General features: G+C 72.8%; 13 protein-coding genes. 7 read left to right on the top strand and 6 right to left on the bottom strand.

The annotated features are described in order from the left end of the window. Window positions 1-55: 55 nt before the first annotated feature. Genes QCD68_RS10050 through QCD68_RS10040 form a run of 3 tightly spaced genes read right to left on the bottom strand, consistent with a single transcriptional unit; the run spans window position 56 to window position 3,202 of the window. Window positions 56-901: a carbohydrate ABC transporter permease gene (locus tag QCD68_RS10050; protein WP_301222917.1), complete on the bottom strand. Its 846-nt coding sequence runs from the start codon at window positions 899-901 to the stop codon at window positions 56-58. Beyond that, a complete protein-coding gene (locus QCD68_RS10045) occupies window positions 901-1,851 on the bottom strand; it encodes a carbohydrate ABC transporter permease (RefSeq protein WP_301222916.1) in 951 nt (316 codons plus the stop codon). The genes QCD68_RS10050 and QCD68_RS10045 overlap by 1 nt, the downstream gene beginning before the upstream one ends. A 10-nt stretch (window positions 1,852-1,861) precedes the next feature. Beyond that, window positions 1,862-3,202 carry an extracellular solute-binding protein gene (locus QCD68_RS10040; protein ID WP_301222915.1) on the bottom strand — a complete coding sequence of 447 codons (1,341 nt, stop codon included), beginning with the start codon at window positions 3,200-3,202 and terminating at the stop codon, window positions 1,862-1,864. 115 nt (window positions 3,203-3,317) lie between these two features. On the opposite strand from QCD68_RS10040, the gene QCD68_RS10035 reads away from it, so the two are divergent. Next, window positions 3,318-4,169, top strand: coding sequence for a DeoR/GlpR family DNA-binding transcription regulator (locus QCD68_RS10035; protein WP_301222914.1), 852 nt, complete (start codon window positions 3,318-3,320; stop codon window positions 4,167-4,169). On the opposite strand, the gene QCD68_RS10030 is transcribed toward QCD68_RS10035, so the two are convergent. Continuing rightward, window positions 4,166-5,698, bottom strand: a complete 1,533-nt coding sequence (locus QCD68_RS10030) for a glycoside hydrolase family 36 protein (RefSeq protein WP_301222913.1) — start codon at window positions 5,696-5,698, stop codon at window positions 4,166-4,168. The genes QCD68_RS10035 and QCD68_RS10030 overlap by 4 nt on opposite strands. Before the next feature lie 138 nt (window positions 5,699-5,836). On the opposite strand from QCD68_RS10030, the gene QCD68_RS10025 reads away from it, so the two are divergent. Together QCD68_RS10025 and QCD68_RS10020 are read left to right on the top strand one after the other, a co-directional pair. Beyond that, window positions 5,837-6,055, top strand: coding sequence for a hypothetical protein (locus QCD68_RS10025; RefSeq protein ID WP_181439108.1), 219 nt, complete (start codon window positions 5,837-5,839; stop codon window positions 6,053-6,055). A 78-nt stretch (window positions 6,056-6,133) separates the two neighbouring features. Continuing rightward, the gene (locus QCD68_RS10020) at window positions 6,134-7,723 is read left to right on the top strand and encodes a Na+/H+ antiporter (RefSeq protein WP_111073352.1); all 1,590 of its coding nucleotides are present in this window, start codon (window positions 6,134-6,136) and stop codon (window positions 7,721-7,723) included. A 13-nt stretch (window positions 7,724-7,736) separates the two neighbouring features. Here QCD68_RS10020 and QCD68_RS10015 read toward each other — a convergent pair whose 3' ends face one another. Beyond that, complete coding sequence (locus QCD68_RS10015; RefSeq protein WP_301222912.1) at window positions 7,737-8,951, bottom strand: DUF475 domain-containing protein; 1,215 nt, start codon at window positions 8,949-8,951, stop codon at window positions 7,737-7,739. A gap of 172 nt (window positions 8,952-9,123) precedes the next feature. Next, complete coding sequence (locus QCD68_RS10010; RefSeq protein ID WP_111073354.1) at window positions 9,124-9,753, bottom strand: metal ABC transporter ATP-binding protein; 630 nt, start codon at window positions 9,751-9,753, stop codon at window positions 9,124-9,126. Window positions 9,754-9,803: 50 nt separating this feature from the next. Between QCD68_RS10010 and aztB the strand changes: the two genes are divergently transcribed. The 4 genes from aztB to QCD68_RS09990 are packed head-to-tail and all read left to right on the top strand — an operon-like array spanning window position 9,804 to window position 14,015. Beyond that, on the top strand, window positions 9,804-10,718 hold the full coding sequence (aztB, locus tag QCD68_RS10005) for a zinc ABC transporter permease AztB (protein ID WP_301222911.1): 915 nt from the start codon (window positions 9,804-9,806) through the stop codon (window positions 10,716-10,718). Continuing rightward, a complete protein-coding gene (locus tag QCD68_RS10000) occupies window positions 10,643-11,854 on the top strand; it encodes an ABC transporter (RefSeq protein ID WP_301222910.1) in 1,212 nt (403 codons plus the stop codon). Before aztB ends, QCD68_RS10000 begins: the two co-directional genes overlap by 76 nt. Continuing rightward, complete coding sequence (gene aztC, locus QCD68_RS09995; protein ID WP_441005180.1) at window positions 11,851-12,774, top strand: zinc ABC transporter substrate-binding protein AztC; 924 nt, start codon at window positions 11,851-11,853, stop codon at window positions 12,772-12,774. Before QCD68_RS10000 ends, aztC begins: the two co-directional genes overlap by 4 nt. 26 nt (window positions 12,775-12,800) lie before the next feature. After that, window positions 12,801-14,015 (top strand): hypothetical protein, encoded by a 1,215-nt coding sequence (locus QCD68_RS09990; RefSeq protein ID WP_301222909.1) that lies wholly within the window; start codon window positions 12,801-12,803, stop codon window positions 14,013-14,015. Window positions 14,016-14,018 lie beyond the last annotated feature (3 nt).

Genomic DNA, 14,018 nt, shown 5'->3' with positions numbered 1-14,018 from the left:
GCGCCGCCACGGGCCTCCCGTCCGTCTGGTGCGTCCGTCCGCCGGCGGCGGTCGGTCAGCCCTTCAGACCTGCGGAAGCCATCGTGGCGACGAACTGCTTCTGCGCGACGAGGAACATCAGGATCAGCGGCAGGGTCGCGACGACGTTGCCGGCCATCAGCAGCGACCAGTCGGTGCGTCGCACCCCCTGGAAGTTCGTCAGGCCGAGCTGCAGTGTGAAGGCGTCCTCGTTGTTGATCGCGATGAGCGGCCAGACCAGGTCGTTCCAGGAGCCGAGCAGCGTGAACACCGCCAGGGTGGCGAGTGCCGGACGGGCGAGCGGCAGCACGATCCGGAAGAAGACCTGCAGGCGGCTGCAGCCGTCGATCATGCCGGCCTCCTCGAGCTCGGCGGGGAGCGAGAGGAAGAACTGTCGCATCAGGAAGATGCCGAACGCCGACGCCAGCCACGGCACGATCGCGGCGCCGAGGTGGTCGACGAGGTGCAGACGCGCGAACATGACGTAGGTCGGGATCATGAGCAGCTGCGACGGGATCATGATCGTGGCGAGGACGGCCAGGAACCCGAAGGTCCGTCCCGGGAACCGCAGTCGGGCGAACCCGTACCCGGCGAGCGAGCACAGGACCAGGTGCGAGACGATCGCCGACGCCGAGACGATGACGGTGTTGAGCAGCCAGTGCAGGACGTCGCTCTCGGCGAAGAGCCGCTCGTAGCCGGACAGCGTGAAGTGCGTCGGGATGAACGCCGGCGGGAACCTGTTGATCTCCGACGCGGGCTCGAGCGACGTCGTGAACATCTCGATGAACGGCACCAGGAAGAGCAGCGAGATCGGCAGCAGCAACAGGTGCCAGGGGCTGAACGGCAGGCGTCGTCGTCGGGCGGTGGGCAGTCCGGTGGACATCAGGGCGTGCTCCTTCCGGCGCGACGCTGCGCGACCGTGACGATGACCGTGGTGACGAGGGTGAGGAAGAACAGGCCGTAGGCGATGGCGGAGCCGTAGCCGAACTGCAGGTTCTGGAACGCGACCTTCCACAGGTGGTAGACGATGGTCTGTGTCGCGTCGAGCGGCCCGCCCCGGGTGGTCGCGTAGACCAGGTCGAAGAGCTGCACCGCCTGCAGGGTCTGGTAGATCGCGACGAACGTGGTGACCGGTGTCAGCTGCGGCCACACGACCCGCCAGAACGTCTGCCACGCGTTCGCGCCGTCGATGCGGGCGGCCTCGATCACCTCGCCGGGGACGTCCTGCAGCGCGGCGAGGTAGATCACCGTCGTGAACGCCGCCTGGCCCCAGAGGGACATCACGATGATGACGAGCATCGCCTCGCTCCGGTCCTCGAGCCAGCCCTGCTGCGGCAGGTGCAGGACCCGGAGGACGTTGTTGACGATGCCGAACTGTGGGCTGAACAGGTAGGTGGTGAGGATGCCGGTCGCTGCCGCCGAGGCCACGAACGGGACGAAGACCGCCGTGCGGTACAGCCCGATGAACCGGATCTTCCGGTTCAGTGCCACCGCGAGGAACAGCCCGAGCAACAGCGAGGCCGGCACGAACAGGACCGTGTAGAGGCCGGTGTGCAGGACGGCGGCGCCGAGCGAGGCATCGGTCACCAGGTCCTGGTAGTTCTGCGTGCCGACCGGGGTGGCCGGGCTGAAGCCGTCCCAGCTCTGGAAGGAGAGGACGAGCGCCCACACCCCGGGGAAGACCGTCAGGCCGAGGACGATGGCGAGCGCGGGGGCGACGAACCCCCAGCCGGCCGCTGCCTCCCGCCGGGAGCGGGCGGACCGCCGGCGGGCCGCGGCCTTCGTGGGGGTCTGCTCCCGCGGCTTCGGAGGCTGGATCGTTGAGGTGGTCATGTCGTGGCTCCTAGCCCTGGCGCAGTGCCTTGTCGGCGGCGACGGTCGCCTGCCGCAGCGTCTCGGCGGGGGTGCCCTCGCCCTGGAGGACCCGGGCCACCCCGTTGCCGACGGCTTCGGACAGGCCGTTGTACCCGGGCACGGTCGGTCGGGCCTGCCGCGCGTTCGCGGAGTTGGCCTGCATCACGTCGAGCCCCGGCAGCGCGGCGACCTGCTTCCGGAACGCGGCGCTGGAGGTCTCGCTGGAGCGGAGTGGCAGGTTGCCGACGGCCACGTTGAACCGCTCGTCCTGCTCCGCCGAGGTCAGCCAGCGGGTGAACTCGGTCGCCCAGTGCGCACGGTTCACGTCGTCGTTGTCGAAGACGGTCCAGAGGTCCGGGCCGGACACCGTCTGGTGGTCACCGCGGGTGCCCGGCAGCTGCACGACGCCGTACGAGGTCTTCGCGGTCTGCAGGGCGGAGAGCTGCCACGGTCCGGAGGTGATCATCCCGATCCGGTCGCTGGCGAAGAGCTGCGCGGCCTTCGTGTCCGTCTGGTCCAGGTAGACGCTGCGGTCGTCGACGGCCATGCCGCGGAGGAACGCGACCGCCCGCACACCGGCCGCCGAGTCGAACGCCGACCGTTCGCCGTCCTCGCTGAGGATCGCGCCGCCGTTCTGCCACAGGTGCGGCCACAGCTGCCAGGTCGTCTCCTCGCTGCCGGACACCGAGTAGCCGTACCCGTAGGTGTGGCTGTCGGCGTCGGTCAGCCGCTTCGCCGCGCGTCGGAAGTCGCTCCAGGTCCAGTCCGCGGTCGGGTAGGCGACACCGGCCCGGTCGAACACCGTCTTGTTGTAGAGCAGGGAGATGTTGTCGACGACGGCCGGGAACCCGATCACCTTGCCGCCGGTCGGCTGCGCGGTCGCCCGGGCCGCCGACGAGAACTCGTCCCACCGCACCTCCGGGTCGGACACCACGTCCCGCAGGTCGAGCGTGCGACCGGAGCGTTCGAGTTGGCTGGCCCAGGACCCGAACGTGTAGGAGACGTCGGGGGAGTCGTGGCCGGCGAAGGACGCCGCGAGCTTCTGGAGCAGCTCCTCCGTGGACGACGAGCCGGCGGACATGTCGATCGTGACGTTCGGGTGCTCGTCCTCGAACTCGGTGACGAGCCGCTGCAGGAGCTTCTCGGCCTGGTCGCTCTGCCCGGACCACATCGTGATGGTGACCGGCGCGTCGACGTCGAGCACGGTCGCGCCCGGGGTGGCGCAGCCGCTGAGCATCGTCGTCGTGACCGCGAGCGCGATCCCGAGGACGGCACCCCGTAGTCGTCTGGTCCGTGGCCAGCGGGGGGACGTGCGTCGTGGTGTCGGCACCGAGAACTCCTTCGTCGAACGGTGGGATGCGTCGTGGAGGCATACTGTGTGGTTTTGAGCAGTTGTCGCAACCAACGACCAGAAACGCGCAGTCCAGTTGAGCGAAAGGGAATCCGTGACGCACTTCCTCGAGTCCGCCCCGTCTCTGCAGTCCGGGTCGTCGAAGCGGTCCAGCCGCAAGATCGCGATCATCACGGCAGTCCGCGAACGTCGGAGCATGGGGCTGGACGACCTGGTCCGGGCGTTCGGGGTCTCCCCGGCGACGATCCGACGGGACCTCGCCGACCTCGAGGACCAGGGGCTCCTGGCCCGGACACACGGTGGAGCCCGGACCCTGCCGGCGTCCGAGGTGCCGGTCGGGCTGCGGGACGCGCAGTACCGCGACGCGAAGGCCCGCATCGCCCGGTGCGCCGCGACCCTGCTGCCCGAGGGGCCGTGCGTCGTGGCGATCGGCGGCGGCACCACCGCCGCCGGGGTCGCACGTGCCCTGATGTTCCGGAACGACCTGACCGTGGTCACGAACTCGGTCACGACGGCGTCCGAGATCGGCGGACGGCCGAACCTCACGGTGGTGGTCACCGGCGGTGTCGTGCGGGGACACTCCCTGGAACTCGTCGGTGCGCTGGCCGAGAGCACGTTCAACGCGGTGACCGTCGGGACGGCGATCCTCGGCATGGACGGTGTCAGCGCGGCGGGCGGGGCAACGACCCACGACGGCACCGAGGCGCGGACGAACAGCGTGATGGCACGACGGGCCCAGCGGGTCGTCGTGGTCGCGGACTCGTCGAAGATCGGTCGCGTCACCACCGCCTGGGTCGCCGGCCTCGACGACGTCGACGACCTGGTCACGGACGACGCGGCGGACCCGGACGAGCTCGACCGCATCCGTCGGCACGGCGTCCGGGTGCACACGGTCGCGGTGCCCGGGCTCCCCGGTGTCCCAGTGGCCTTGCGGTCACCGCACTAGCGGGCTCGCTGGTCGCGCTCCTCGGTCAGGTGCTCCCGACCCACGCGGGCTTCGCGGACGACCGGGCCGAAGTCGACCGTCCGGCCGTCGATGACGTAGCGGTCCGGGCCTGCCGGCTCGACGACCGGCTCGCCGGTGAGGAACCGTCGGAGCGCCGCCTGCTCCCCGGCGTCGAGCCAGGCCACCGGGTCGGACGTCGACCGGAAGCCGGCAACGATCGCCAGGTCGACGCCGACCTGACGCTGCTCGGGGCTCATCGTCGTCTCGATCGACCGGAAGTACGCCACGTCCGGGTCGACCTGGTACAGCTCGTGCATCCAGAGCCGGGCGAGCGAGGCAGTGGCCCCGTTCCGTCCGCCCTCGTGGCTCGGGTCGGCGACGCTCCCGGGCGGTGCCCAGTCGGACGCCGTGTCCGGGCCGACCCGGACGCCGTCGAGGACCCCGACCGACGGGAGCATCGGCGCACCGCACCCGAGCAGGTACACGTCGGGCCCGGCGGCGGTACGGATCCGCTGCAGCGCCTCCCGGTACGCCCGTTCCCGCGGCACGTCCCGGTGTCGGACGCCCGGCAGGGCCCCGGCGTACAGGAAGTCCAGCTTGAGGTAGCGGAAGCCCCACCCGACCACCGTCCGCACCACGGCGTCCAGGTGCGCTTGCACCTCCGGATGGGTGGTGTCGAGCGCGAAGTAGTGCGAGTCCCAGTTGTACCCGGCGACCAGCGGACCGCCGCCCGGGTCCTGCACGAGCCAGTCGGGGTGCTCGGCCGCCGTCCGTGACCCGGGCAGGCAGATGAGCGGGGCGAGCCAGAGCCCCGGGCGCGACCCCCGAGCCGCGACCGTCGCCGCGGTGGCCGCCATGCCGGACGGGAAGCGGTCGTTCGGCACCCAGTCGCCGACGATCTCCTCCCACCCGTCGTCGATCTGGACGACGTCCACCGGCAGGTCGCCGAGCCCGGCCGTCGCGTCGGCGATCAGCCCCTCGTCGATGTCCTCGAAGGACGAGTACCAGCTGCACCAGAGCGTCGACACGGGCGGGGCGGACGGGGTGCCGAGCCGGTCGCGCAGGAGTTCCGCGTAGCGGGCGAACACGGCGGCTTCGGGCCCGACGCCCAGGAACCACCCGTCGCCGTCGTCGGTCTCGACCGTGGCCCAGAGGCTGTGCGCCGCGCCGCCCACCCGCGGGGTGCCGAGGCCGAGCGCGCCGAGGAGCAGGACCCGGCCGTCGGCCAGCCGTAGCGCGCCGAACCCGTTGCCCTCGTGCCGGTCCGGCGTGTCGTTCGCCGCGTCGTCCGCGGTGAGCCGTCGCTCGTCGTCGCCCCAGATGCGGAGCGGACTCTCGTCGAGCGGGGCCCAGCCGGTCGGCGACCACGAGTTCCAGCCGCCCCGGTGGAAGTCCGTCGCCCCGGTGCCGTCCGTGGCGAGCGCGAAGTGCACGTCTCCCGGGTCGAGCAGCCATCCCAGCCGGGTCGCGACGACGCCCTCGCCGTCCGGCACCCCCGAGCCGTCGAAGTGCAGTTGCCTCGTCGCCATGGCCACGGTCCTTCCCCGCACCACGACCTGCGGCGCGCGACGATCGTAGGAGCCGCGGCGGCCCGGCCGACCGAACCGAGCACCGCGACTGCGCGGCAGCGGTAGGCCGGGCACGAGGTCCCGGGGGAGAATGAGGGCGTGGACGGTCAGGGACAGCAGCCGCGGTGGCGGAAGACGTGGTCGATGGTGCAGGTCGGGGTGCTGTCGGCCGCAGTGGTCGGGTGCATCGTGCTCCTGCTGACCGGCGACGGCACGCTCGACCGGGTCTACGCGGTCGCCCTCGTGTTCTTCGGCATCGCCCTGCTCGGGCACGTGACCTTCCTGGTGCTCACGGCACGCGCCGAACGCCAACGCTGAGCGGTACACACCGCACGGCGACGCTGAGCGGACGACCCGGACGTCCCCGCATCCACACCCTGTCAGGCTGGACTCCCCATGGAACTCATCGCGCCCGAACTCGTCGTCGTGCTCGTGGTCGCGATCGCCGTCGCCACCGCGGTCTCCGGCCGGCTGCGCGTCGCGCCCCCGGTCCTCCTGCTCGCCTTCGGCGCTGCGATCGCCTTCATCCCGGTGTTCGGCAAGGTGGAGCTGCCGGCCGACGCGGTGCTCCTGCTGTTCCTGCCGGCGCTGCTCTACTGGGAGAGCCTGACGATCTCGCTCCGGGAGATCCGCGCGAACCTCCGCGGCATCGTCCTGATGGGCACCCTGCTCGTCGTCCTCACCGCCGGCGGCGTCGCGACCCTGCTGCACCTGCTCGGCATGCCCTGGGGTCCGGCCTGGGTCCTCGGCGCCGCGGTCGCCCCGACGGACGCCACCGCGGTCGGCGCGCTCACCCGGTCGCTGCCCCGGCGGAACACCACGGTCCTCCGAGCCGAGTCGCTGGTGAACGACGGCACGACCCTCGTCATCTACGGCATCGCCGTCGCGGTGACGGCGGGCGAGCAGGAGCTCACCGTCTGGAACGTCTCCGGCATGCTCGTCCTGTCCTACGTGGGCGGGATCGCGGCCGGGTTGCTCACCTCGTGGCTCGGCATGCTCGTCCTCCGTCGGATCCACGCGGTCGTGCTCGAGAACCTGTTGACGCTGCTCGTGCCGTTCGCCGCCTTCCTGCTGGCCGAGGCGGTCGGCGCCTCCGGGGTGCTCGCCGTCGTGGTCGCGGGGCTCGTCGTCAGCCAGGTCGCGCCGAAGCTGGACCGCGCCGAGACCCGTCAGCAGGTGCGGTCGTTCTGGTCCTTCGCGACGTTCCTGCTGAACGGCGCGCTGTTCGTGCTGGTCGGCATCGAGGCGACGATCTCGGTCCGCAACCTCGCCGGCAGCGAGATCGTCGTCGGCCTCGGTCTGATCGGCGCCGTGTCGGTCGCCGTCGTCGTGCTGCGGTTCGCGTTCCTCAACCTGTCCTGGGGCACGATCCGTCTCGTCACGCTGCGGACGGGAGGCTCACCCCGCGAAGGACACCGCGACCGGCTGGTCAGTGGGTTGACCGGGTTCCGCGGCGCCGTCTCGCTCGCCGCCGCCGTGGCCGTCCCGCGGGTGGTCGAGAGCGGTGGGGCGTTCCCGGACCGCGACCTCATCGTGTTCGTCACCGCGGGCGTCGTGGTGGTCACCATCGTCGGGCAGTCGCTCGTGCTGCCGGCCGTGGTGCGCTGGGCCGCGTTCGACGGCAGCGGTGAGGTGCTCGAGGAGCGCCGGTCGGCGGAGCGCACGGCGATCGAGGCGGCGCTCGACGCCCTGCCCCGACTCGCCCGGAAGACCGGGGCGGAGTCGGAGATCGTCGACCGGATCCGCGAGGACTACGAGGGTCACCTGGCGCTGGTGAAGGCCGAGGAGAGCGACGACGAGGAGCACCCGCTGCTCGTGCAGCGCGGGGCGGCCGTCGAACTCGAGCTCGCCCTCGTCCGGCTCAAGGCGGCGACCGTGCTGCGGCTGCGTGACCAGGGCGAGATCGACGACCTGGTCCTGCGCCAGGTCCGGGCCGAGTACGACGCCGAGGAGACCCGCCTCCTCCGCCTCGACGAGCGCGAGTAGCCGAGCCCACCGGTCACGACACCCCGTTCCCGTCTCGCCGAGCGGTCACGGATCGTCGTTCCCCGGCGGCGAGAGCGACGGTTCGTGACCGGTCGGCGGACGTCGCCCGCGCACGCCGCGCCCACGCCCGCCACGGCAGCGACGACGCCAGTGCCGCACCGATGACGACCGTGCCGAACCAGGCGACGAGGGTCCCCGGCACCGGTACGAGCAGGCTCGTCCAGAGCAGCACGGCGAGCACCCCGAGCACGTACGCGGCCCCCGCCTTGAGGTACCGCAGCCGTCGCAGCCCGGCGGCCTGGTCGAGGTGCGAGGTCAGCCGGGCGAGGAACATCGCGCCGACGCCGATCGCCGCCGCCCCGACCGCGACCTGCTCGAGCGCCCCGAGTCCGTCCGTCCCGAGCACCCCCGAGCCGGACAGCGAGTACACGCCGTCCAGGATCTCGAACAGCATGAACACCACGAGCCCGCGCTCGAACACGACCGTCGACGCGTACAGGTGGATCCGCCATGCGCCACCCCCGGTGCCGATCGAGCCGGTGTCCGAGCCGGCAGCCGGACGCCCGTGCAGCGCCCACCGCGCCAGCCGCTTCGACCCGAGGTACGCGGCGATCCCGGCGAGCCCGCCGACCAGGACCGGCACGACCTGACCCAGCAGGACGGACGTCGGGCGCCCCTCCGCCGCGACCGCGACCAGGACGGAGGTCAGCGCCACGCCGGTCGCCGCGGTGACCAGCGACCAGACGCGCGGCCGGGCGACGGCGGCGAGGCGGGCCTCCAGTCGGCCGAGCCAGGACTTGCGGGACGCGCGGTCGGTGTTGAAGAGGTACTCGGCGAACACCAGCCAGATGAAGGCCGCACCGAACGCGGCGAGCGCGGGTCGGACCTCCTGCAGGTGGGCGGCGAAGGCGCCGGGGGCGAAGACGGCCTCGCCGACGGTGGCGGCGGGGTCCTCGGCGGACCCGACGACGACCGCTGCCGGTGGCAGCAGCAGGCGCATGGTGAGGACGCCGGCGACGATGCCGAGCGACAGGAACAGCCGTCTGGCGGGGGAGTGCAGGCGGCCGGCGATCCCGGCCATCGGGACCGACGAGTCGGCGGCCATCGCGATCTCGAGCACCGCGAGGGCGATGAAGGCGACCGCGGCGGCGGGGCCGAGGACGACCCAGGCGAGGGCGGCCGCGACGACGGTGAGGGACAGGGGGACGGTCAGCAGGGATCTGGCCATCGCCCCATGGAGCGCTCCCGACCTGCGCCGGTGCTGGGGTGGGCCTGGGCAACGGCCTGGAGGAACGGGCCGGTTCCCCGGGTCGGGTGACGGCCCGTCCCCCCTTCCGCGGACCGGAGGGGCAGCTGTCGCTGCGGTCGGGTCGTCCGGCGATCCCGCGGGAGACCGACGGTCAGTGGAGTGCGCCGTCGTGGAGCGTGAGCACGCGGTCCGCCGACGCCAGGGCGGCCGGGTCGTGGGCCGCGTGGACGACGACGACCCCGCGCTGCGCCTCGGCGGCGAGCGCGTCGAGCACCAGTCGGAGTGATCGGGCGTCGACGCCGGCGGTCGGTTCGTCGACCAGGAGGACCGGGGCGCGCTGGGCGAGGCCGGTCGCGACGAGGGTGCGTTGCCGTTGGCCGCCGGAGAGCTCGGCGAGCGGTCGGTCGGCGAGGTCAGCGAGTTCGAGTCGGTGCAGCTGTTCGTCGACGAGGTCGCGGTCCCGGCGGCCGAGCGGACGCCACCAGGGGAGGGCGCCCCACCTGCCCATCGTGACTGCGGCGCGCACGGTGAGCGGTGGCCCGGGGTCTGGGACGGTCTGGGCGACGTGCGCGACCCGGCCCGGTGTGGTGCCGCTGACCCGCCCCTCGGCGGTGGGCAGGGTGCCGGCGACGGCTTCGAGCAGGGTGGACTTGCCTGAGCCGTTCGCGCCGGCGACGACCGTGACGGTGCCGGCGTCGAAGTGCGCGTCGGTGCGGTGCAGGACGGTCCGGGGGCCGCGGCGGACGGTGACCGCGTGCAGTCGGACGGGCTCGTGGGGCATCTGAGGAGACTATCAGTAAGGAGAATCGTTTTCATGTAGCGTTCGGGACCGTGACCTGGCTGACCGATCCCTTCTCCGTCGACTTCATGCTCCGAGCCCTCGCCGCCGGGGCAACCGCCGCGGTGCTCTGCGCGGTCGTCGGCACGTGGGTGCTCGTCCGGGGGATGGCGTTCCTCGGCGAGGCGCTCGCACACGGCATGCTCCCCGGGGTCGCGGTCGCCACACTGACCGGTGTGCCGGCGGTCCTCGGCGCCGCGGTCAGTGCCGGCGTGATGGTGCTCGGCGTGCAGGCGCTCCGTCGACGTCGCGGGCTGTCGGTCGACACCGCGATCGGACTGCTCTTCGTCGGCATGCTCGCGCTCGGGGTGATCATCGTGTCCGGGTCGCGCTCCTTCGCCACCGACGTCACCGCGATCCTGTTCGGCGACGTGCTGGCCGTGACCACCACCGACGTCGTCACACTGACCGTCGCGGCCGCCGTCGCCCTGGTCGTCACGGGCCTCTTCCATCGGTCCTTCACCGCCACCGCCTTCGACCCGCGGAAGGCCCGCACGCTGGGGCTGCGTCCACGGCTGGCGGAGGTGGTCCTCGTCGCCCTGGTGACCCTGGCGGTCGTGGCCTCGTACCGCGCCGTCGGCACGCTCCTGGTCGTCGGACTGCTCCTGGCCCCGGCGGCCGCCGCCCGGGCCTGGACCCGCGGCACCGCCCAGACGATGGTGCTCGGCGCGGTCCTCGGGGTCGCGGCGGTCGCCACCGGGCTCCTCGTCTCGTGGCACGCCGGCACCGCGGCCGGCGCGAGCATCGCCCTCATCGCGATCGCCGCCGTGGCCGCCTCGCACGGACTTCGTCGTGCCGTCCAGCTCCTCGTCCCGAACCCCCGGAAGGAACCATGCACCACCTCCGCACCCACCCTGGCCGGATCGTCGGCCCCGCGTCCCTCGGCGTCGCAGCCACGCTCGTCCTGACCGCCTGCTCCCCGTCCGGTCCCCCCGGGGCGGAACGCGGTGCGTCGTCGTCCGCGACGGCCGCCCCGCACGGCTTCGTCGCCGGCGCCACCGAAGCGCCGGAACCCCAGCTCCGGCTGGTCGTGGCGGACACCGACGGGCGGGTCGCGCTGCACGACCTGCTCACGGGGGAGTCCGACGCGCTCGACACCGTCCCCGCACCGCGGCACGCGGCGACAGACGGACGCTTCCTCGTCACCAGTGACGGATCTGGCTCCACGATCGTCGACGGCGGCTCGTGGACCGTCGACCACGGTGACCACACGCACTACTACGACGCCTCCGCCCGCGTCGTCGGCTCGCTCGACACGGGCGGCCCCCTGGCGGTGGCGTCCTCCGAGACCGTCACGACCGTGGCGTGGCCGGACGCGGCGACCGCCGTCGCGCTCGACCGTGCCGCACTCGGCCAGGGGGAGGTCCGGCCCACCGCGACCGTCGACGGCGCGGGGGTGCTCCTGCCGCTGGGCACGTCCCTCGTCGCCGGCGACGCCGAGCGGGACCGCGTCGAGGTGCTCGCCGGTGACGGCCGGTCGACCGGCGTCGGAGCTGACTGCGCCGACCCCTCGGGTGGCATCACGACCCGCGTCGGTGCCGTGGTCGGGTGTGCCGACGGTGCCGTCCTCGTGACCGAGGACCCCGACGGCGGCGACCCCGTCGTCGAGACGATCGCCGCACCCGCTGGTCTGCCGCGCGCGACCGACTTCGCGAGCCGCACCGGTCGGCCGACGGTCGCCGCCCTCGCCGGGGACACCGGGTACTGGCTCCTCGACACACGCGAGCGCACCTGGGAGCACGTCCCGACCGCGCGTCCACTCGTGCAGGTGGTCGCGGTCGACGACGCCGACGAGCACGTCGTCGCCCTCGACACGGACGGGAGGATCGTGGTCTGGTCCGACGGGCAGCGGCACCGGGTCGAGACCGGACCGCTGGTCGCGCCCGCCGCCGACGCCACGCTGCAGCTCGACGCGCATCGCGCCTACCTGGCTGACCCGTCGCGGTCAGTCGTGCACGAGATCGACTTCGCCGACGACGCGCGCCTCGCCCGGTCGATCGACGTCCTGGTCCGCCCCGACGTCCTCGCCGAGGTCGGCCGGTGACCCGGGTCCTGCGCGCCGCCCTCGCCACCGCCGCGGTGCTCGCGACGCTCGGAGCTGCTGGCTGCACCGCCGCCGGCGGGAGCGACCGACCGCTCGTCGTCGTCACCACGAACATCCTCGGCGACGTCGTCGAGCAGGTGCTCGGCGAGAGCGCGGACGTCGAGGTGCTGATGCCCGCGGGTGCCGACCCGCACTCGTTCGAGGTCTCCGCCCAGCAGGCCGCGCGGATGCGTTCCGCCGACCTCGTGGTCGAGAACGGTCTGGGGCTCGAGGAGGGGGTGGCTCGGCACGTCCGGGCAGCCGAGACCGACGGTGCCCGGGTGTTCACCGCCGGGGACGTGATCGACGTGCTCGAGTGGACCACCGAGGACGCCAGCGGACCGGACCCGCACTTCTGGACCGACCCCGCGCGGATGCGGGCCGTCGTCGACGCACTCGGTACCGAGCTGCACGACGTCCCCGGGCTCGACGACGCCCGGCTCGGCACGGCGCTGGACGACTACCGCGACGACCTGACCGACCTCGACCAGGACATGACGGCGGCCTTCGCGGCGCTGCCGGAGGACCGCCGGGCACTCGTGACGAACCACCACGTCTTCGGCTACCTCGCCGACCGGTTCGACTTCCGCGTCGTCGGAGCGGTGATCCCGAGCGGGACGACGCTGGCGTCCCCGAGTGCCGCCGACCTCCGTGACCTGGCCACGGCGATCGAGGACGCCGGCGTGCCCACGGTCTTCGTCGACGCCTCGCAACCGGCCCGACTCGCCGAGGTGCTGGCGGACGAGGCCGACGTCCACGTCCGGATCCGGTCCCTCGCCACCGAGTCGCTCAGCGCCGAGGGTCAGGGTGCCGCGACGTACCTGGAGATGATGCGGTCGAACACCGCGGCGATCGTCGACGGCCTGTCGGCTCGCACATGAGAATGAGAATCAATACAGTGTCGACCATGACGACGAAACGACTCCTCGCTCCGGCCGTGCTGCTCGGCACCGCCGCCCTGCTCCTCACCGGTTGCGCCAGCGCCGACCGTCCGGCGGGCACCCGCGCCTCGGACACCGCGACCACCGACCCCGCGCGCACCGACACCGGCCACCGCGTCACGCTGACCGTCGACGGCGGCCTGCTCGTCCTCGACCAGGACCTGCACGTCGTCGGCGAGCACGACGTCGACGGCTTCACCCGCGTCAACCCGGCCGGCGACGACCGGCACGTCCTGGTCACGGTGCCCGAGGGATTCCGCGTCCTCGACACCGCCGCCGGCACGACCGGTGAGACGGCCCTGACCGACCTCACGTTCCCGGCGGACACCGGCGGACACGTCGTCGTGCACGGTGACCGCACGGCGCTGTTCGCCGACGGCTCGGGCGACGTGACGACCTTCGACACCGCCGACCTCGGCACCGCCGTCGCGTCGGGGGAGCTGCCGGACGCCGACACGACCGAGTCCGAGGCCGCCCACCACGGCGTCGCGATCGAGCTCGAGGACGGCACGCTCCTCACCACGATCGGCACCGAGGAGTCCCGCTCCGGCGTCCGCGCGCTCGACGCCGACGGGCAGGAGACCGCCCGCAGCGAGGAGTGCCCCGACGTGCACGGCGAGGGCGCGGTGGCCGACGAGGTCGCCGTCTTCGGCTGCAGCGACGGTGCGCTCGTGTACCGAGACGGGGCGTTCGAGAAGCTCGACGCACCGACCGAGTACGGCCGCAGCGGCAACCTGTTCACGACCGAGACGTCGAGCATCGCCGTGGGTGACTTCAACGACGACCCGGACGCCGAGGGGTACCTGCTCGACCAGGTCGCCCTCGTCGACGCGGCAACCGGCGAGTACCGGGTCGCGGACCTGCCCGACGGCGTCGGCTTCACCTTCCGGGACCTGGCGCGTGGCCCCGGCGACTCGGCGGTCGTCCTCGGCAGCGACGGCGCCCTGCACGTCCTCGACGAGGAGACCGGGAAGTCCCTCGACACCGTCCCGGTGATCGATGCGTGGGAGGGACCGGCCGAGTGGCAGGACGCCCACCCCGCGCTCAAGGTCGTCGATGGCATCGCCTACGTCACCGACCCGGCGGAGCGCCGCGTCACCGCGGTGGACCTCGAGACCGGCGACGTCGTCGCGACGAGCGACCGTCTGCCGGGCGTGCCGAACGAGATCGCGGTCGTCTGACCC

The sequence above is a fragment of the Curtobacterium sp. PsM8 genome (genome assembly GCF_030433875.1).
Lineage (GTDB): Bacteria > Actinomycetota > Actinomycetes > Actinomycetales > Microbacteriaceae > Curtobacterium.
The sequence above is the reverse complement of the archived record's forward strand: the minus strand, read 5'-3'. Positions and strand labels throughout refer to the sequence as shown.

Bases quoted from the DNA above. Each gene is read 5' to 3' on its own strand.
- QCD68_RS10050 (WP_301222917.1), bottom strand. From the start codon at position 901: ATGTCCACCGGACTGCCCACCGCCCGACGACGACGCCTGCCGTTCAGC.
- QCD68_RS10045 (WP_301222916.1), bottom strand. From the start codon at position 1,851: ATGACCACCTCAACGATCCAGCCTCCGAAGCCGCGGGAGCAGACCCCC.
- QCD68_RS10030 (WP_301222913.1), bottom strand. From the start codon at position 5,698: ATGGCGACGAGGCAACTGCACTTCGACGGCTCGGGGGTGCCGGACGGC.
- QCD68_RS10020 (WP_111073352.1), top strand. From the start codon at position 6,134: ATGGAACTCATCGCGCCCGAACTCGTCGTCGTGCTCGTGGTCGCGATC.
- QCD68_RS10015 (WP_301222912.1), bottom strand. From the start codon at position 8,951: ATGGCCAGATCCCTGCTGACCGTCCCCCTGTCCCTCACCGTCGTCGCG.
- QCD68_RS10010 (WP_111073354.1), bottom strand. From the start codon at position 9,753: ATGCCCCACGAGCCCGTCCGACTGCACGCGGTCACCGTCCGCCGCGGC.
- QCD68_RS10000 (WP_301222910.1), top strand. From the start codon at position 10,643: ATGCACCACCTCCGCACCCACCCTGGCCGGATCGTCGGCCCCGCGTCC.
- QCD68_RS09990 (WP_301222909.1), top strand. From the start codon at position 12,801: ATGACGACGAAACGACTCCTCGCTCCGGCCGTGCTGCTCGGCACCGCC.